We start from the raw sequence: 18,122 nt of genomic DNA, 5'->3' as shown, positions 1-18,122 counted from the left end.
GCTAACTTCTAATGCTCAAGGGAATCAATCAATCTGTTGCGTATCGGCAACATGAGTTTTTGAGTTCTGTGATGGATGGCATGGGGCAATGGTCCAGATCGAAGCACGGGTAAAGCTGACTAGCTCGAGAATTTTTTCGCCGGAGAGCACTAGATGTTTGTAGTGACCAGCCTCAAGTGGCGCAGCTGATTACCGTGGCAAGTTCTTGTGCGAATCTTTTTAACCTGGAGAGCGCACATGAATTCACTGAACCTGCCTGGGCTGCATCCCGGTCCAACGCAAGCGCATCGTCCGATTCGCGTACGTTTGGCACACCAAAGTTCAGTTCTTGAGGACGTTTTACTCGTCAAGCATGTCAGCGGTCAGGAAACGCTCTGCGGCGGGATCGAGTATCGACTCCTGTGCGTTTCCATGCAAGCAGCACTCCCTCTGAAAGAATTCATCGCACTGCCGGCCGAACTGCAATTCGTCACGGATCGTGGCGAGCTGCGTTCGGTTTGTGGCGTTGTGGTGCAAGCATCGGCGGGTCAGAGCGACGGCGGACTGGGAACCTATCAATTGGTCATTCGTGATGCGCTGAGCTTGATGGAGCAGTCAACCAATACCCGCGTTTTCCGCTGTCGAAACGAAGTCGATATTTCCCTGGCGTTGGTAAGCGAATGGCGCCACGTTAACCCAATTCTGGCTAATGCTCTTGAAGTCGATGTTTCTGGCATTTCTGGCACATACCCAGCGCGTGAGTTCGCGATGCAGCACAACGAATCGGATGCAGCCTTTGTACGTCGGCTATGGAAGCGGCGCGGCATTGCCTGGTTCTTTCGGGCTGGCCAGTCGGGCCAACCCCACAGTTCGTCTGTGCCTGTCCATACATTGGTGCTGTTCGATACGCCGGAGGCGCTGGCGCAAAACAGTGCAGGAGCCGTGCGCTTTCATCGCGATGCAGGAACCGAAACCCGTGATGGGATTTTCAACTGGAGTGCCGTTCGCTCCTTGAAAGCCGGTAACGCCACTCGCCAAAGCTGGGACTATCTTCAAGGCCGAATGATGTCCACGCACGCCCCGACCACCATGCAGCAAGGCGAAGCCGGCGACCAGTTTGCATTCAGTCTTGACGATTACAGGATCGACCCACCGCACTTTGGGAATGACAACAGCGACTTCCGAAGACTGGGCGAATTGCGGATGCAGCGCTACGAGTACGAGGCCAAGTGCTTTTGTGGCGAGAGCGGTGTCCGAGATTTGTGCGTCGGTGAATGGTTCCGGCTCGATGGGCATCCCGAAATCGATACACATCCGAACGACGAACGTAAATTCGTCCTGACGGAGCTATTCGTGGCAGCAGAAAATAACCTGCCCGAGGATATCGACGAACGCGCACAACGCCTTTTTTCCGCTAATGGCTGGTACCAGAGCGCTGATAATTTCGGGCTTGAGCAAGCTGGCAACGAACGGGACGTCAAATACACCAACCGCTTCACTTGCGTTCGCCGCGGCATACCGATGGTGCCGGGTTTCGATCCGCGCACCGACCTTCCGCCTGTGCATTTACAGTCAGCGATTGTGGTCGGACCGCCGGGGGAAGAAGTGCATTGCGATGCATTTGGACGTGTCAAGCTGCGCTTTCCTGGAACGCGCGAAAAAGACCATATGGATGGTGCCGGTGCCAGTGATACGGATCGGGATTCGGCCTGGGTTCGTGTTGCCAGTCATTGGGCGAGCGACCGTTGGGGCAACACTACCTTGCCACGGGTTGGAGATGAAGTACTCGTGGACTTCCTGGGAGGTGATCCAGACAAGCCGATTGTCGTGGCTCGCGTGCATGGCGCCATCGCTCTTCCGCCCGCCTTCAGCCATACGGGTGGGTTACCCGGCAACCGCTTCCTTGCGGGCATCAAAAGCAAGGAAGTGCATGGCATACGTTACAACCAGCTCCGGCTGGATGACACCCCTGGACAGATCAGCGCGCAACTGGCCTCGGAGCATGGACACAGCCAGTTGAATCTCGGCTGGTTGACACATCCGCGAAGCGATGGCGATGGCCAGGCGCGCGGCGAAGGGGCCGAATTACGGAGTGATCAGTCCGTTGTGGTAYGCGCCGCCCGGTTGATGCTGTTGACTACCCAAGCCATGCTTGGTGCGGCAGGGAAGCAACTTGAACGCGAGCCTTTGCAAGCCCTCCTCGGAGCTTCGCAGGCGCTACTCAAGGAATTAGGCGAGTTCGCGGAACAGCATCAGTCCATGCCGGTCGATCTCGCGCCACACCGCGAGCTGGCGGAAGGCCTGATCGATGCCGAGAAAGGCGGTGCCCCGCTGATCGCCCAGTATTCACATGGTGGATTTGTCAGCGCCACGCCAAAATCCTCCGTCAGTTACAGCGGTCGGCAGCAGAACATTCTGGCGCAACAGAGTATCCAGGCGTTTGCCGGGCAGCGTGTGAATATCAATGCGGGAAGGGGTATTGCGCTGTTTGCGCACCAGGATGGGATAAAACACATTGCTAGAACCGGCAGGGTCGACATCCAGGCCCAGCAGGACAGTATCGGAATTGCTGCCGATCGCGATGTCAAAATCACCGCCAGCCAAGGCGACGTCGTGATTGCCGCCAAAAAAAGCCTCACGCTGTTATGCGGCGGCGCGTATATCAAGATCGTGGACGGCAAGATCGAGCATGGCTGCGGCGGTGATTTCATTGTGAAAGCCGGGATGCACAAATGGGACGGCCCTGCGCGGCAAGACGCTGACCTGCCGTTTTTCCCTGCTGCCGATCACACCAATTGGCTGAAGCTCGACCTCGACGGCTACCAAGGGGCGCCAATGGCTGGCGTGCCCTATACCTTGTATTTCGCAAACGGCCAGCAGAAAAGTGGCACTCTCGACGGCAACGGCATGGCCGAAGAGCGCAACCTGCCGGAAACCATTACCAAAGTTGTCTATCACAACGCACCTGCCGCCAAGGATGCAGCACGGCCAGAAACAAGTGACTTCCTGTCCGGGCTCGATCCGCTCATGGGCGAAGAACGAGGAGGCAACTAATGGCGACCACCAACGACACGCTGGGCGCGTTGAATGAAGTCCAAGGACAGGAAAAACCCGAAGAAATCGGCTTGGGCGAATGGGTCTGGGGTGCGCTGCAAGGCGACTTCAATGCAGATCGCTCTGCCGGACAGATCGGATTCGATATGGTGGTCTCGTTGATCCCGGTGGTCGATACCGTATGCGACCTCCGCGATCTATGTGCGAACATCCGGCAATTCAGCAAGGAGCCTTCCAACAAGGTCACCTTGTTCTTTATCGTGACGACGATTGTCGGGTTTGTCCCGGAAATTGGCACGGTCGTCAAAAGTACGCTGCGCCTTGTCTGGGTATATCTCAGGCCGATCATCCAGCATGCCGACGATATCGTTAACGTCGAGAAGTTATTGGCTGCTGCCCATCGGGCGTGCGATGCCGCCCTCCCTAAAATTACCGAGTATCTGCAGCACAATCGGGTAGTGAAATGGGCAACCGATGGAAAATTGCCTGACGTATACCGTTTCGTGTCGACAACCATTCGCGAAGCATCGGACAAGCTCAGTCCTGCCATGCTGGGGCGTCTGCTGAATGCGAAATGCGACGACTTGAAGAGCCTGTTGCAAAAGATCCGGCCTATCGTGCCGAGCACCATCCGCGAACGTATCGATGACTTCATCAAGCTGATCGATACGAAAAGACGCGCCATGAACAGCGCAATCCAGGAACTCATCCAGCCAGTGCGGACCGTATTGAAAATCGTTGCCAAACGGCTGGATGACCAGGCATGGCATGTGCAGACATACCAGACTAATCGGGGTTGGATCGCACCGATGTCGGAATCGGGCTCGGCGAAGCTGATCAATGGGAAGCCGCCGAAGTGGGTAAAAAAAATTAAACGACAAACGAAATATCCACGGTTGGAATTGGACGACAAGGAAATTCAAGCGTTGATGAAAGCACACCCGAACCATCCGCCTCTTCAGGACTGGCTTGTTAAAACCTTCGCAAAGAAAGACGGCGGTATCCGAGCCGGTGCTATTGCGGGGCCAGCAAAGCTCTATCGTATTGTTGATCCCTCAAATGAGGGCGCGGGAATTTTTTGGATGACGGAAGCAGAGTACAAGGCGCTCAAAAATCGTGATGAATGGCGCAGTAGATTCGCCGTCAAGCCGGAGTGGAATCAGAATGGATGGGTCGTCGAATACGAAGTGAAGGCTGGTGAAACACTCCCTGTTTGGCGAGGCCCTGCCGCTAGTCAAAAGCTTGAAGGGACTGAATATTACCTTGAGGGAGGGGGCGAGCAGATAGTATTCTTTCCCGGCAGTCGTGACGAGATGGTTAACGCGATGCCGAGGGTGGATCGAAATACTGGGCAATCCTTGAGGGATCATGCAGGTAATGAAGATCGCAGAATTGAATATGTTGACGTGGCCGGGGAATCCACCTCCGTGAAGCTACGAGCACGCATTACAGATCCACGCATCAAAGGTCCGAGCGAAACCGGATGGGGAGCGACAGATTACACGCCGCAGGAGGCACAACGCATTTTGTTAACGGTCCCTGCATCAGCGTAAACTTTTACTTATGGAGAAGGAGTACATGCGAAATCTGAACTTGGAAGCCGGCATATGGAATCTTTTTGCGTCGGCCGAATTTTTCGAAGCTGCTGCGCGTGAGTGCGACGATACGATGTCGTGGTTTGGAACCCTCGCTGTTTCGCGTAGTGCCGCCAATTATGGAAGAAATGGCCAGATCTATGACGTATGCAAAAAATGGGCACGTGATTTCAGACGTGGCGCCGAACTGGCGAGGTTAGGTGATTTTAAGTCGATATGGAATACCGCAGGCTATGTCAGCGGAGATGTCCACGGTATGCTGGAACAGCCGTTGCATGGTTGGATGACCGAGGCTGAGTATAAAGAGTTTAGCAATATCAGGATTAGCCGAATATTAAAGTATGCTGGAAGAATTGAAGCAGTACTTAACAATGCGATGGTCGGGGCCAACAGCTTTTTCGACCCGGATCCAGATTGTCCTGAGCGAAGTAACGATGATGATGGATTTCCCGGCGACGATATACTACGCTGGTATGACGACTACAAAAATTCACAAAAAGGCCCGTTTTTCCCTGTACTTCCTGACCCTCTGTCGGAATACGTCGTTGATAGAACCATCGCATGCGAAACGGGAGAGGAGGTACCTCAAACCGGGGTTTGGTATCCCATAACAGGGTTGGAAAGACACAGTCTCACCTTTGCCATCAAGGGATTACGGATGCAACCAGCTTTTCGAATAATTAAAACTACGGAAGAACTTAGAACTGCAGACTGTATGTTTCCTTCCCCGGAAACGGTCGCCGTCGCCACTACCTGGCACCCCCTGTTCCCATCCGGCCGTACCGTCACTGTCGACACGAATGAAGAACTACGGGCAAAAGCCGGGCAACTCTGCCCTAAAGCCGGCATTTGGCAATCGACCGATCCCGGCGCAGCGCGACGCTTCTACAAAGCTGGCGAACCGATGGCCGATCTAAAATCCGCTTACGGCTACACGGTCTGGCAGTGGGTAAGCGACCGATGATCCAACAATCCTGCGAGGGCAATCGGTCAAGCTTGGGAGGCAGAAGATGAAAGGTGTTATCCGATTAGGTGACGCAACCAGCCACGGCGGCAAGGTGATTGCCGCCTCTGGCACCTCGTTCGTCAACGGCATAGCGGTGGCCCGTCAAGGAGACGCATGTGTTTGTCCGGTCAATGGCCATGCTTCTTGTGTAATTGCGGAAGGCGATCCAATGGTGCTGGATAGAGGAATGCCGGTGGCCTTCGAAGGACATAAAACATCGTGTGGGGCAACGCTGATCTCGTCCACGCCGTCGTCGGGCAAGATTTAGCTACCTCGCAGAATCGTTTCGAACCCTCGCCCGACTGTGCTCTATAATTCGGGCATGCATACCCCGACACGGCATTGGCGCACACGCGCGCGGATCGCCTGGATCGCCTGCCTGGCCATCCTGTTCAACGTGTTCGCCCCGCTGGTATCGCATGCGATGGAACCCGCTACCCGCGCGCCCCTGGTGATGGAGATGGAAGTCTGCACCGCGATGGGCATGACCAGCATGCCGGTCGTGCTGGCGCCCGCCGGTACCGACGAGTCCACCTCGGGCAAGCTGCACAAGAACATGAACCATTGCAGCTATTGCGCAGCCCACGCCAGCGCCCACGGCCTGCCACCGCCGATGGATGCCGCCTTCGCCCCGCTTGCCGGCCGGGATGTCTATCCGCCGCTCTACTATCACGCCTCGCGCCCGCTGTTCCCGTGGTCGCTGGCGCAGCCGCGCGCGCCGCCTTTCCTTGCCTAACCCCGGCGGCCCCGCGCCGCCAGCCCAGACCCGCACCGTCAGGCCCCGGTCCCGCTTCGCGCAAGGGCTGGTGGTTTGACGTGTGCCGAGCGCCCCATCGGGCGACTGAACCAATCCCAGGTCAAGCACAGGAACAACAATGAAAAATACAAGCACAGCGCTGGCCCTGACGGCGCTGGCCGCCGCGATGTCCACGGCCTTTGCCCAGGACGGGCCCGGCCAGGAAAGCCAGCTCGGGACCGTCATCATCACCGGCAAGCACCCGACCTCGCTGCCGACCCAGATCCCGACCACGATCGAGACCATCACCGGCGACGAGATCGCGCGCGGCATCAACGCCAGCGACGCCGAGGACGCCCTGAAATACCTGCCCAGCCTGCTGGTACGCAAGCGCTACATCGGCGACTACAACCACGCGGTGCTGTCCACGCGCGCCTCGGGTACCGGCAACAGCGCCCGCTCGGCCGTGTACGCGGACGGCATCCTGCTCTCCAACTACCTCGGCAACGGCGCGGCCTTCGCGCCGCGCTGGGGCATGGTCAGCCCGGAAGAGATCGAAAGGGTCGATGTGCTGTACGGTCCGTTCTCGGCGGCCTATGGCGGCAACTCGGTGGGCGCCGTGGTCGACTACGTGACGCGGATGCCGTCCCGCTTCGAGGCCCACGCCAGGCTGTCGGCCTCCCTCCAGCCCTTCAAGCTGTACGGCACCGACGATACTTACCATGGCCGGCAGGGCAGCGTCTCGCTCGGCAACCGCGCCGGCCGCTGGTCATGGTATTTGAATGTCAGCCGCCTCGACAGCGACGGACAGCCGCTGACCTTCCCGACCCGCTACCCGGCCGCTATCGGGTCCGCGGCAGGAACGCCGGTGAGCGGCGCCGTGCCCGGCCAGGACCGCACCGGGCGCGACTGGCTGATCCTCGGCGCCGCGACGCGCTACCACACGGTGCAGGATCACCTGAAGGCCAAGCTGGCCTACGATTTTTCGCCGACTTTGCGCGCCACCTATGTGTTCGGGCTGTGGGACAACGATTCCCAGGGCCGTCCCGAGTCCTACCTGCGTGATTCCGCCGGCCAGCCCGTCTACAGCGGCATGGTCAATATCGGCGGCCGCGCCTACACCCTGGCACCGGCCGACTTCAACCAGTCGAACGAAAGCCTGCACCACCTGATGCACGGCCTGACCGTGAAGAGCAGCACCCGCGGCAGCTTCGACTGGGAAGTCGCCGCCAGCCTCTACGACTACGACAAGGACAGCCTGCGCGCGCCGACGGTCGCCCTGCCGGCCGCCGCGAACGGCGGGGCGGGGCGCATCGTCGACCAGCACGGCACCGGCTGGCACACCTTCGCGGCCAAGGCTGTGTGGCGGCCGGACGGTGTCGCCGGCGCGCATGTGGCCGAGTTCGGCTGGCAGGAGGAAAGCTACAAGCTGCGCAGCATCGAGAACGCCACCGCCGACTGGCTGAACGGCGCGCCCGGCGCGCGCAACCAGGCCTTCAGCGGCCGCACCGGCATCGACGCCCTGTATGCCCAGGACACCTGGAAGTTCGCACCGCGCTGGAAGACTGTGCTGGGCCTGCGCTACGAGCGCTGGGAGGCGCGCGAGGGCAGGACCTCGAACGCCACCACCACCGTCAGCCACGGCAGCCGTCGCGAGGATTATTTTTCGCCCAAGGCCGCGCTGGCCTTCCAGGCGAGCGACGACTGGCTGCTGAAGGCCTCGCTGGGACGCGCGCTGCGCATGCCGACCGTGTCGGAGCTGTACCAGGGCGGCATCAACGCGGCCGGCACCCTGATCAACAACGACCCCAAGCTGAAGCCGGAAAAATCCTGGACCGGCGAGCTGACGGCCGAGCGCAAGTTCGAGACCGGCCAGCTGCGCCTGACGGCCTTCGGCGAGCGCACCCGCGATGCCCTGTACTCGCAGACCAATGTGCTGGTGGTGCCCAACGTCACCAACGTCCAGAACGTGGACCGCATCGCCACCAAAGGACTGGAAGTCGCCTACGCCGCCAGCGACGTCGTCCTGCGCGGCCTCGACCTGAATGCCAGCCTGACCTGGACCGATTCGAAGATCGGGCGCAACGACAAATTCCCGGCCAGCGTCGGCAAGTGGCAGCCGCGGATTCCGGAATGGCGCGCGGCCGGCCAGGCGACCTGGCGCTTCGACGACAGGCTGGCGGCCACGCTGGCGGCGCGCTACAGCGGGCGCCAGTACTCGACCCTGGACAATTCGGACCCGAACGGCTTCGCCTATCAGGGCGCCAGCAAGTACTTCACGACCGACCTGCGCCTCACTTGGCGGATCGACCGGCAGTGGTCCGCCGCCCTCGGCATCGACAACCTGAACAACTACAGGTACTGGAACTTCCACCCTTATCCCCAGCGCACCTGGGTGGCGGAGCTGAAATGGGATCTGTGACCATGGAGGACAGCGTCGACAGCTTGCCCAGCCTGGCGGCGCGGCGCCGCAGCCTGTTCTGGCGCATCCACTTCTGGGCGGCGCTGATCGCCTCTCCCTTCGCTTTGGTGGCGACCCTGACCGGGCTGCTCTACGTCTTCACGCCGCAGATCGAAGCGCGGTTGTACGGCGGGCTGGAGCGGGTGGCGCCGGAGGGCGCGCGGCTGCCGCTCGATGCTGCGGTAGAGGCGGCGCGCAGGGCGGCGCCGGACGGGCTCGTGGTGCAGGCGGTGATCCCGCCCGCGGCCGCGGAAGACGCGGTACGGGTGAGCTTCGGCCAGCCCGCGCCGGGCGCCGGCGAGCATGCGGGCCACGGCCAGCCGGCCGGAGAGGCAGCGGCGGCAGCGGCAGCCGCTCCGGCGCCGGCGGGCGCGCGGCCGGGGCGGAGGGGGGGACAAAGCAGCGACCGCGTCACCGTGTTCGTCGACCCCTACCGTGCCACGGTGCTCGGCAGCCAGCGCGACCAGGACCGCTTCAGCGAATGGGCGCGGGGCCTGCATTCGCGCCTGCTGCAGGGCGAGTCGCTGCGCTGGATGATCGAACTGGCGGCCAGCTGGATGCTGGTGATGCTGCTGACCGGCGTGGTCCTGTGGTGGCCGCGACCCGGCCAGCCGGGCCTGCCGCGTGCCTCGGCGCGCGGGCGCGCCGGCTGGCGCCAGTGGCATGCCTTCCTCGGCACCCTGCTGAGCGTGCTGAGCCTGGCGATGGTCCTGACCGGCCTCACCTGGAGCAAATACGCCGGCGACAACGTGCGGACCCTGCGCGACTGGGCCGGACAGGCCGGGCCGCGGGTGCCGGAGCGCCTGCATTCGATGCCCCAGGACCGGCCGCAGATGAATTTCCAGCAGGCCTGGGACCGTAGCCGCGCCCTGGTGCCGGGCGTGACGCCGTCCTTGATGCCGCCGCGCGGCCCGCATGGGGTCTGGCGCGTGGCCTCGGCCGACAGGCGCCATCCGGCCAGCCGTTTCGACCTGGTGCTGAACGGCTATGACGGCCAGGCGCTGTACTACGCGGGCTGGGACCGGCAGACGGCCTTCGGCAAGGCCACCACGGTCGGCATCCCCTTCCACCGCGGCGAGCTGGGCATCTGGAACCAGGTGCTGCTGTGCGTGTTCGCGGCCGGGGTGCTGTTCTCGCTGGTGTCGGGCTGGGCGATGTTCTTCAAGCGGCGCCGCGCCGGCCTGGCCGGCCTGCCGGCACTGCTGCCGGGCGCCTGGCGCTCGGCGTCGCCTGCCGCCGTCGCGCTCGCGATCGGCCTGTGCGCGCTGATGCCGCTGCTGGCCCTGAGCGCGGCCGGGCTGGCGGCACTGGAAGCGGCGCTGGCCTGGCGCCGCCGGCGGGAAGGACTGGCGGCCGCCTGAGCCGTCCGAGCCGCTTCAGGCGTGGGCCGGGACCTGGCTGTGGCCGAGGCGCAGCATCGCATAGGTGCCGCGCCCGGCTTCCTTGGCGGTATACAGGGCGCGGTCGGCGGCGTCGAGCAGGCGGCTCGGCGACAGCTCCGGCTGTTCCGCCAGCGCCGCCCCGATCGAGGTGCCGACCTGCAGGATCAGCGTGCCCACTTCGAAGGGGGCGCGCATCGCCGTGAGGATCTTGCGGGCCACCAGTTCGACGTCGGCCTCGCCGGCCACCTCGTTCAGCAGCACCGTGAATTCGTCGCCGGCCAGGCGCGAGACCAGGTCGGAGCTGCGCACCGCGCCGCCCAGGCGGCGCGCGAACTCCACCAGCACGGCGTCGCCGACGGCATGGCCGTAGCGGTCGTTGATCTGCTTGAAGTGGTCGACGTCCAGGTAGAGCAGGGCGGTGCCGCGGCCCGGCCGGGGCGTGCGCTCCGCATCCTGCAGCGCGGCCTGGAAGCGGCGCCGGTTCGGCAGGCCGGTCAGGGTGTCGGTATGGGCCAGCGCGTGCAGGCTGCGCTCGTGCATGCGCGAGGCGGTGGCGTCCGTGGTCAGCACGTAGACGCCGGCCACGGCACCGTCGCGCAGCTGCGGCAGGAAGGTCGTGTGGGCGATCCGCATGTGCTTCTTGCGCACGATCTCGTGCTCGCACTGCGAGGCCTGGCCGCGCCAGGCCTGTTCCAGCGCCGCCGCCTGGGGCGCGAGGTAGTCGGCGCCGAAGGCCTCTTCCATGGTCTTGCCGAGGATCTCGCCGGCGGGCTTGCCCAGCCAGGACTGGTGCACGGCGTTGGCGAACACGTAGCGGCGCTCGCTGTCGAGGTGGGCGATCAGCACCGGCACGTTGTCGGTGATGGTGCGCAGCCTCTCCTCGCTCTCGGCCAGGCGCAGCTCGCTGGTCTTGCGCTCGGTGATGTCGAAGGCCATCGCGTAGAAGCCGTCCGGCTGCCCGCCCGCGGTACGCTGGGGGACCAGGCAGCACTGGAAATGCTGGGCCCGGGCGTCGCTGCCGGACACGAATTCGAAGAAAACCCGCTCGCCGGCCGCCACCCGTTCGATCCAGGGGACCAGTCGCGCGTAGTCCTCGGGACGGTAGGCGCTGGACACGTTGCGCCCGAGCAGCTCGTCGGCGCGCTTGCCGTACATCTTGAGCGCGTAATCGTTCAGGAAGACGAACTCGCCGGCCGCGTTCAGCTTGCCGATCATGGCCGGCAGGTTCTCGGTGATGGCGCGCAGGCGGCGCTCGTTGGTCTCGAGCTGCGCGCGCGAGGCATTCGCTTCGGTGACGTCCTTCATCGCCACCACCGCGCCCAGCGGACGGCCGGAGGCGCTGCGCAGCGGCCGGCCGCTGACCAGCACGGTGTGCGGCGGACCGTCCGTGCGGGCGATGACGACGGCCTCGTCGCGCACCGTCTCGCCGGTCAGGGCGCGCGCCAGCGGTACCTCGTCCATCGCCAGCGGGGTGCGGCCGTCGGCATGGCACAGCGCGTAGTGTTGCGCCCACTCGGCCGGCGCGATGGCCTTCATGTCGCGTCCGAGGATGGCGCGCGCCGCGCGGTTGAACAACGCCAGGTTGCCGACCGCGTCGCACAGCACCACGCCGACGTCGATCGATTCCAGCACGGCGTCCACCAGTTCCTGCTTTTCCTCAAGCTGCTGGCGGGTGCGGATGCGTTCCGAGATGTCGTTGATGAAGGCGCCGACGCAGCGCTTGCCCTTCCACTCGTAGCTGCTGATGGTCATCTCGATCATGATCTGGCGGCCGCTCGCGGTCAGCGCCGGCAGTTCGAGCTTACGGTCCAGCATGGCGGCTTCGCCGGTGGCGTGCCAGCGCCGCATGCCGGCGTCGTGCAGCGCGCGCAGCGGGGGCGGCACCAGCAGCTCGGACAGGCTGCGGCCGAGGGCCTCGGCGCGGGGCCAGCCGAAGATCCGTTCGGCCGAGGCATTCCATTCGATGACGCGGCCTTCGGCATCGGCGCCGACGAAGCCGCTCCAGGAGGCGGCGACGATGGTGCGGTTCCAGTCCTCGCTGTGCTGCAGCGAAACCTCGACCGCCTTGCGGTGGGCGATCTCCTGCGACAGTTCGGCCAGCTTGCCTTCGAGTTCGGCGGTGCGCTCGGCCACCCGCTGCTCGAGCTGGGTGTTCAGCGCCTTCTGGGCCTGCTCGGCCATCAGGCGGGCGGTGACGGTCTTCACATGGTTCAGCTCGACCTCGGCCAGCTCGGCGAGGTCGCGCAAGGCCTGGCGCTGCTCTTCCGTAAACACGCGCGGCGCCGAGTCGGCAATGCACAGGGTGCCGACCGGCTGGCCGTTGCTATGCAGGGGCTGGCTGGCGTAGAAGCGGATGTGCGGCGCCCCGGTCACCATGGGATTGGCGGCGAAGCGCGGATCGGCGGCTGCATCTTCGATCACCAGCATCTCGTCCAGGGTCACCGTATGGCTGCAGAAGGCGACCGCGCGCGGCGTCTCGGAGGCCTCGATGCCGCAGCGCGCCTTGAACCACTGGCGGGTGCCGTCGACCAGCGAGATCGCCGCTGCCGGGACCCCGAAGGTCATTGCGGCCAGTCGCGTGAAACGGTCAAAACGCTGCTCCGCCGGCGTGTCGAGGACATGCAGCGAATCGAGTGCGTTGAGTCGGTCTTGTTCGGAAGAAGTGATCGGGTGGGGCATGGCCGCTCCAGGAATCCGGATGGACAACGGCGGGGTAGGGGCCGGGACGTCATCGGCGCCGGGGGCGGGGGCAACCGATGAGCACATCCTATCATGCGTTCCGCATGGAAACTATTTCCGCGTAGATACTCATGGCGGAGTGTTGCGCGCCAGCCTTGACCTTTCGGCATTACCCCCACAGCCGCTCGCCGCCCAGCTCCAGCTGGGTCAGGTAGAGGCGCAGGTCGAATTCGAACTGGTGGTAATCCGGTTCCATCCAGCAGCACAGCTTGTAGAAGGCCTTGTCGTGCTGCTTTTCCTTCAGGTGGGCCAGCTCGTGCACGACGATCATGCGCAGGAACTCGGGCGGCGCATCGCGGAACACGCTGCCGATGCGGATCTCGTGCTTGGCCTTCAGCTTGCTGCCCTGGACGCGGGAGATGGCGGTGTGCAGGCCGAGGGCTTGCTGGACGATGCCGATCTTGCTGTCGAAGCCGACCTTGGCGACCGGTTCGGCGTTGCGCAGGTATTCATCCTTCAGGTCCTGCACATAGCCGTAGAGGGCCTTGTCGGTGCGTACCGCGTGGGCTTGCGGGTAGCGGCGCAACAGGTGCTCGCCCAGGCGGCCCTCGGCCAGCAGGCGGTGGACCTGGTCGAGCAGGTGGGCGGGATAGGCCTTGAGGTATTTAAGGGTATTCGGGTCGGACATGGGCTACGCACTCTAGCACAGGATGAGACAGCCGGAGTGCGCAGCCGCTTGGCGTGATCGTTGAAGAATGGGGCCGGTGAAGATCAACCGGTAAAGGGAATCGCCGCGCCCGATGCCGGCGGCGCGACGGATGCAGTCATTCCCTGGTCAGGTAAGGAGCCTGGCGATGCCGCTTTCCTTATCTTATTCCGCCTTGCCGCCCTGGCGGTTGCCTCCCTTGGCGGCGGCCGCGGCGCGGTTGGCCGATTGCCGGCTTTCTCCGCCCTTGCGGCCGATGTCGGCCATGTGGGCGCGGTTGCGGCTGACCACTTCCCCGCCTTTCTGGCCTGCGCGGCGCGCTTCCTCCGAGTCGAACTCGTGCGCCGTTCCCTTCTGGTGGGCGGCCTGGCCGCCCTTGCTGGCGATTTGGCGCTGCTGGTTCTGGTCCATCGCAGCGAAACCGCGCTTGGCAGGCTGGCTTTTCTGCTCGTTGCCGCCCGAGCTCGCGCTCTTGCCGCCGTCCTTGCTTGTCGCCATATCGATCTCCTTGTGCCTGTCGGTGAACAATCAAACCCGAGCGTCACGGATGCGCTCGTGCGTTTAGAGAGGCGGGGGAGGCAATAGTTCCGGCCGATGGCGACGGCAATGGCGCGTTTCAGGCGTCGGCGATCTTCAGCACCAGTTTTCCGAAGTTCTTCCCTTCGAACAGCATCAAGAGCGCGGCCGGGAAGTTCTCGAGGCCGTCGACCACGTGCTCGCGGTGCTTGACGCTGCCCTCCCGCAGCCATTGGGCCAGGCGGGCCACACCTTCAGGATAGCGCGGGGAGAAATCGAACACCACCATGCCCTCCATGCGCGCGCGGTTCACCAGCAGCGACAGGTAATTCGCCGGGCCGCGCACGGGCGCGGTGTTGTTGTACTGCGAGATCGCGCCACAGATCACGATCCGCGCCTTCAGGTTGATGCGGGTAAGGACGGCGTCCAGGATCTCGCCGCCGACGTTGTCGAAATAGACGTCCACGCCGTCCGGGCAATGCTGCTTCAGGCCCGGGCCGATCGGCCCCTCCTTGTAGTCGATGCAGGCGTCGAAGCCGAGTTCCTCGACCACGAAGCGGCATTTGTCGGCGCCGCCGGCGATGCCCACCACGCGGCAGCCCAGGTGTTTCGCGATCTGCCCGACCGTGGCCCCGACCGCGCCGGCGGCGGCCGATACCAGCACCGTCTCGCCGGCTTTCGGCTGGCCGATGTCGAGCAGGCCGAAGTAGGCGGTCATGCCCGGCATGCCGAGCACGTTCAGCCAGGCCGGCAGCGGCGCCAGGCCGGGGTCGATCTTCGCCAGGCTGCCCTGGTCGTCGGCTTGGCCGGTCCAGAAGCGCTGCACGCCGAAGGGGCCGCTGACGTGGTCGCCCGCTTCGAAGCGCGGCGAACGCGATTCCGTGACCACGCCCACCGCGCCGGCGCGCATCACCTCGCCGATCGCCACCGGGCGGATATACGATTTCCCTTCGTTCATCCAGCCGCGCATGGCCGGATCGAGCGACAGGTACAGCACCTTCACGCGCACCTGGCCGTCTTCCAGCGGCGCCAGGGCTTCTTCGGTGAGCTGCCAGTTCTCCGCGGTCGGCATGCCGACAGGGCGGGAGGCCAGGCGGAATTGCTGGTTGGTTTGGGTGGACATGGGGGTCTCCTTGTTTGACATGTTGGCTTGTCAACTATAGCGGAACGAGGTGCGAATGTCGCGTACATGCTCATCCTGCAACTCATGCGACAATGCTCCGACCGTCCTCATCCTCCACGACCTTCCAAGACCATGAAGCACCCCGAATTCATCCTGACCCTGTCCTGCCTGGACCAGCGCGGCATCGTCCTGCGCGTGTCCGGCTTCCTGGCCGAGCACGGCTGCAACATCATCGATTCCGACCAGTTCGGCGACCCGGAATCGAAGCTGTTCTTCATGCGCATCCACTTCGCGCTGGAAGATCCGAACGTCGCGGACGCCACCCTGCGCGCCGGCTTCGACGCCCTGTGCGCCCACCTGAATGCTGCCGGCCAGCTGCACGACGCCGCGCGCAAGCCGCGCGTGCTGATCATGGTCTCGAAGATCGGCCACTGCCTGAACGACCTGCTGTTCCGCTACCGCAGCGGGCTGCTGCCGGTGGAGATTCCGGCCATCGTCTCGAACCACATGGACTTCTACCAGCTCGCGGCCAGTTACAATATCCCCTTTCACCACTTGCCGCTCGAGGCCGGCGCCAGCGAAGCCGACAAGCTGGCGCAGGAAAGCCGCATCATCGAGCTGCTGGACCGGCACCAGATCGACCTGGTCGTGCTGGCGCGCTACATGCAGATCCTGTCGCCGGGACTGTGCGAAGCCTTGAAGGGGAGGGCGATCAATATTCACCACTCCTTCCTGCCCAGCTTCAAGGGCGCGCGCCCGTATGCCCAGGCGCACCGGCGCGGCGTCAAGCTGATCGGCGCGACGGCCCACTTCGTCACGGGCGACCTGGACGAAGGGCCGATCATCGAGCAGGACGTCGAGCGGGTCGACCACGCGATGAGCGTCGAGGCCCTGACGGCGATCGGGCGCGACGTCGAAAGCGTGGTGCTGGCGCGCGCGGTCAAGTGGTTCGTGGAACACCGCATCCTGCTGAACGGCGACAAGACCGTCGTGTTCAGCTGATTACACTGAAAGACAGAAGAACCAGATGGCCCTGAAAGCAACGATCTACAAGGCAGACCTGAGCATCGCGGACATGGACCGCAATTACTACCAGGAGCACGCGCTCACCATTGCGCGCCATCCGTCCGAGACCGACGAGCGGGTGATGATCCGCCTGCTCGCCTTCGCCCTGCACGCCGACGAGGCGCTTACCTTCGGCAAGGACCTGTTCGACGTCGAGGAGCCGGCCCTGTGGCTGAAGGACCTGACCGGCGCGATCCAGACCTGGATCGAGGTCGGCCAGCCGGACGAACGCCGCATGATGAAGGCCAGCGGCCGCGCCGAGCACGTGGTCGTGTACAGCTTCAGCGCCGTCAGCCACATCTGGTTCAAGCAGGTGGCGAAACAGATCGACCGCGCCCGCAACATTACCATCGTCAACATCGCGGCCGAGACCGCCGCAGCGCTGGAGCGCATGTGCAAGCGCAATATGCAGCTGCAGTGCACGATCCAGGACGGCCAGGTATGGCTGACCGACGGCCTTGAGACCGTGCAGGTCGAACGCGATACACTGCTTTCAGAACGCAATTATTGATCGAACAGGCGGAATATGAACCGACGTCTTCTCGCGCTGGCCCTGGCCAGCCTCGTCTCCCTGCCGGCRCTGGCCCAGGTCAGCRTCAGCGAACCGTGGATCCGCGCCACCGTGCCCCAGGCCAAGGTGGCCGGCGCCTTCATGCAGCTGAAGTCCGCGAAACCGGTGAAGCTGGTGGAAGTGAAGAGCCCGGTCGCCGGCCGGGTCGAGCTGCACCAGATGGCGATGGAAGGCCAGACCATGCGCATGCGCCAGGTCGAGTCCATCGACCTGCCGGCCGGCCAGACGGTGAACCTGGCATCCGGCGGCTACCACCTGATGCTGTTCGACCTGAAGCAGCAGCTCAAGGAAGGCGAGCAGGTGCCGCTGACCCTGACCGTGGTCGACGCCGCCGGCAAGCGCGAGAACATCGCGCTGTCGGTACCGGTCAAGCCGCTGGCCTATACGGCGCCGCCAGCTCATTAATTCGTAGGTGGGCACGGCGTGCCCACCTACGCGATCAGCGAGGCGCCGGGCCGAGACGGCGCGCGCCGCCGGAGCCGACCACGGACTTGCTGACCTGCGGGTCGCCGTAGTAATTGACGTCGCCGGAACCGGCCACCGTCATGCTCAGGCTGTCGCGCACCCACAGGGTCGCGTCGCCCGAGCCGGCCACCGTCACGCTGGCCCTGTCGACGCGCACCCGCGTCATGTCGATGGTGCCGGAGCCGCCGATCGAGGCCGACAGGCTGCGCGCGCCGCCCTCGATCACCTTCAGGTCGCCGCTGCCGCCCAGGTTGACGTCGATCGATTCTCCCTCGGCCTTGCCGACCTTGATGCTGCCCGAGCCGCCGACGTCGAAACGCACCCGCTTGCCGGCGACGCGGTCGGCATCGATATTGCCGGAGCCGGCCAGCGCCAGGCGGTCCAGCTCRCGCGCCTGCACCACGATCTTCAGGTTGCGGGTCTTGAGGTTGACCTTGCGCTTGCTGCGGATCTTCAGGGTGCCGTCCTCGACCACGGTTTCGATCAGCGGCAGCAGGTTCTCGTCGGTTTCGATGCTGAGGCCTTCGCTGTTGCCGGTACGGATTTCCACATCGCCCGGCAAGGCCATCGCGAGGCCGTTGAAGTGGCCGATGTTGCGCGCCTGGCGCACGATCTTGCCGTTGCCCTGCACCTGTTCGCTGCGGCCGAAGCTCCATTCGGCCAGTGCCGGCACGCTCGCCGTGCCGGCCGCGAGGGCGAGGGCGCAGGCGGCCAGCAGGCGGCGGCGGTTCGGCGAAGTCGGGGTCTGGGTCATGTTTCCTCCTTGCTTATTGTTGTCGGTGAT

At 63.9% G+C, this 18,122-nt stretch carries 15 protein-coding genes; 10 read left to right on the top strand and 5 right to left on the bottom strand.

Annotated features, from left to right (window positions below; genetic code table 11):
* Positions 1-237: 237 nt before the first annotated feature.
* The 7 genes from AC1DIX_RS21120 (at position 238) to AC1DIX_RS21090 (ending at position 10,192) form a co-directional block, all read left to right on the top strand.
* Entirely contained in the window at positions 238-3,033 is a 2,796-nt protein-coding gene (locus AC1DIX_RS21120; protein WP_477327132.1) for a type VI secretion system Vgr family protein, read from the top strand.
* Complete coding sequence (locus AC1DIX_RS21115) at positions 3,033-4,586, top strand: hypothetical protein (protein ID WP_477327130.1); 1,554 nt, start codon at positions 3,033-3,035, stop codon at positions 4,584-4,586. The genes AC1DIX_RS21120 and AC1DIX_RS21115 overlap by 1 nt, the downstream gene beginning before the upstream one ends.
* A gap of 25 nt (positions 4,587-4,611) precedes the next feature.
* Positions 4,612-5,592: a hypothetical protein gene (locus AC1DIX_RS21110; RefSeq protein WP_477327128.1), complete on the top strand. Its 981-nt coding sequence runs from the start codon at positions 4,612-4,614 to the stop codon at positions 5,590-5,592.
* A gap of 46 nt (positions 5,593-5,638) precedes the next feature.
* Positions 5,639-5,902, top strand: coding sequence for a PAAR domain-containing protein (locus AC1DIX_RS21105; RefSeq protein WP_477250606.1), 264 nt, complete (start codon positions 5,639-5,641; stop codon positions 5,900-5,902).
* 54 nt (positions 5,903-5,956) lie between these two features.
* Positions 5,957-6,370 carry a DUF2946 domain-containing protein gene (locus AC1DIX_RS21100; protein WP_477327126.1) on the top strand — a complete coding sequence of 138 codons (414 nt, stop codon included), beginning with the start codon at positions 5,957-5,959 and terminating at the stop codon, positions 6,368-6,370.
* Positions 6,371-6,509: 139 nt separating this feature from the next.
* Positions 6,510-8,792 carry a TonB-dependent receptor gene (locus AC1DIX_RS21095; RefSeq protein ID WP_477327124.1) on the top strand — a complete coding sequence of 761 codons (2,283 nt, stop codon included), beginning with the start codon at positions 6,510-6,512 and terminating at the stop codon, positions 8,790-8,792.
* Positions 8,780-10,192 (top strand): PepSY-associated TM helix domain-containing protein, encoded by a 1,413-nt coding sequence (locus AC1DIX_RS21090; protein WP_477327122.1) that lies wholly within the window; start codon positions 8,780-8,782, stop codon positions 10,190-10,192. The genes AC1DIX_RS21095 and AC1DIX_RS21090 overlap by 13 nt, the downstream gene beginning before the upstream one ends.
* Positions 10,193-10,207: 15 nt before the next feature.
* Here the strand turns inward: AC1DIX_RS21090 and AC1DIX_RS21085 are convergent, their stop codons facing one another.
* From AC1DIX_RS21085 to AC1DIX_RS21070, 4 genes are all read right to left on the bottom strand, one after another.
* Complete coding sequence (locus tag AC1DIX_RS21085; RefSeq protein ID WP_477327120.1) at positions 10,208-12,892, bottom strand: sensor domain-containing diguanylate cyclase; 2,685 nt, start codon at positions 12,890-12,892, stop codon at positions 10,208-10,210.
* Positions 12,893-13,061: 169 nt separating this feature from the next.
* Complete coding sequence (locus tag AC1DIX_RS21080) at positions 13,062-13,580, bottom strand: M48 metallopeptidase family protein (protein ID WP_442123115.1); 519 nt, start codon at positions 13,578-13,580, stop codon at positions 13,062-13,064.
* A gap of 183 nt (positions 13,581-13,763) precedes the next feature.
* Entirely contained in the window at positions 13,764-14,096 is a 333-nt protein-coding gene (locus AC1DIX_RS21075) for a KGG domain-containing protein (RefSeq protein ID WP_442123114.1), read from the bottom strand.
* A 118-nt stretch (positions 14,097-14,214) separates the two neighbouring features.
* Positions 14,215-15,237 carry an NADP-dependent oxidoreductase gene (locus AC1DIX_RS21070; protein WP_477327118.1) on the bottom strand — a complete coding sequence of 341 codons (1,023 nt, stop codon included), beginning with the start codon at positions 15,235-15,237 and terminating at the stop codon, positions 14,215-14,217.
* A 132-nt stretch (positions 15,238-15,369) separates the two neighbouring features.
* Between AC1DIX_RS21070 and purU the strand changes: the two genes are divergently transcribed.
* The 3 genes from purU to AC1DIX_RS21055 are packed head-to-tail and all read left to right on the top strand — an operon-like array spanning position 15,370 to position 17,278.
* The gene (purU, locus tag AC1DIX_RS21065; RefSeq protein ID WP_477327116.1) at positions 15,370-16,239 is read left to right on the top strand and encodes a formyltetrahydrofolate deformylase; all 870 of its coding nucleotides are present in this window, start codon (positions 15,370-15,372) and stop codon (positions 16,237-16,239) included.
* Positions 16,240-16,264: 25 nt separating this feature from the next.
* Complete coding sequence (locus AC1DIX_RS21060) at positions 16,265-16,813, top strand: YaeQ family protein (RefSeq protein WP_442123111.1); 549 nt, start codon at positions 16,265-16,267, stop codon at positions 16,811-16,813.
* A gap of 15 nt (positions 16,814-16,828) precedes the next feature.
* Positions 16,829-17,278, top strand: a complete 450-nt coding sequence (locus AC1DIX_RS21055) for a copper chaperone PCu(A)C (RefSeq protein ID WP_477327114.1) — start codon at positions 16,829-16,831, stop codon at positions 17,276-17,278.
* A 34-nt stretch (positions 17,279-17,312) separates the two neighbouring features.
* Here AC1DIX_RS21055 and AC1DIX_RS21050 read toward each other — a convergent pair whose 3' ends face one another.
* Positions 17,313-18,092 carry a head GIN domain-containing protein gene (locus tag AC1DIX_RS21050; RefSeq protein ID WP_442123109.1) on the bottom strand — a complete coding sequence of 260 codons (780 nt, stop codon included), beginning with the start codon at positions 18,090-18,092 and terminating at the stop codon, positions 17,313-17,315.
* Positions 18,093-18,122 lie beyond the last annotated feature (30 nt).

It is taken from the genome of Massilia sp. 05N420 (assembly GCF_056397205.1).
The sequence above is the reverse complement of the archived record's forward strand: the minus strand, read 5'-3'. Positions and strand labels throughout refer to the sequence as shown.

Coding starts and splice junctions, on each gene's coding strand:
- AC1DIX_RS21115 (WP_477327130.1), top strand. CDS start 3,033: ATGGCGACCACCAACGACACGCTGGGCGCGTTGAATGAAGTCCAAGGA.
- AC1DIX_RS21110 (WP_477327128.1), top strand. CDS start 4,612: ATGCGAAATCTGAACTTGGAAGCCGGCATATGGAATCTTTTTGCGTCG.
- AC1DIX_RS21105 (WP_477250606.1), top strand. CDS start 5,639: ATGAAAGGTGTTATCCGATTAGGTGACGCAACCAGCCACGGCGGCAAG.
- AC1DIX_RS21100 (WP_477327126.1), top strand. CDS start 5,957: ATGCATACCCCGACACGGCATTGGCGCACACGCGCGCGGATCGCCTGG.
- AC1DIX_RS21095 (WP_477327124.1), top strand. CDS start 6,510: ATGAAAAATACAAGCACAGCGCTGGCCCTGACGGCGCTGGCCGCCGCG.
- AC1DIX_RS21090 (WP_477327122.1), top strand. CDS start 8,780: ATGGGATCTGTGACCATGGAGGACAGCGTCGACAGCTTGCCCAGCCTG.
- AC1DIX_RS21085 (WP_477327120.1), bottom strand. CDS start 12,892: ATGCCCCACCCGATCACTTCTTCCGAACAAGACCGACTCAACGCACTC.
- AC1DIX_RS21080 (WP_442123115.1), bottom strand. CDS start 13,580: ATGTCCGACCCGAATACCCTTAAATACCTCAAGGCCTATCCCGCCCAC.
- AC1DIX_RS21075 (WP_442123114.1), bottom strand. CDS start 14,096: ATGGCGACAAGCAAGGACGGCGGCAAGAGCGCGAGCTCGGGCGGCAAC.
- AC1DIX_RS21070 (WP_477327118.1), bottom strand. CDS start 15,237: ATGTCCACCCAAACCAACCAGCAATTCCGCCTGGCCTCCCGCCCTGTC.
- purU (WP_477327116.1), top strand. CDS start 15,370: ATGAAGCACCCCGAATTCATCCTGACCCTGTCCTGCCTGGACCAGCGC.
- AC1DIX_RS21060 (WP_442123111.1), top strand. CDS start 16,265: ATGGCCCTGAAAGCAACGATCTACAAGGCAGACCTGAGCATCGCGGAC.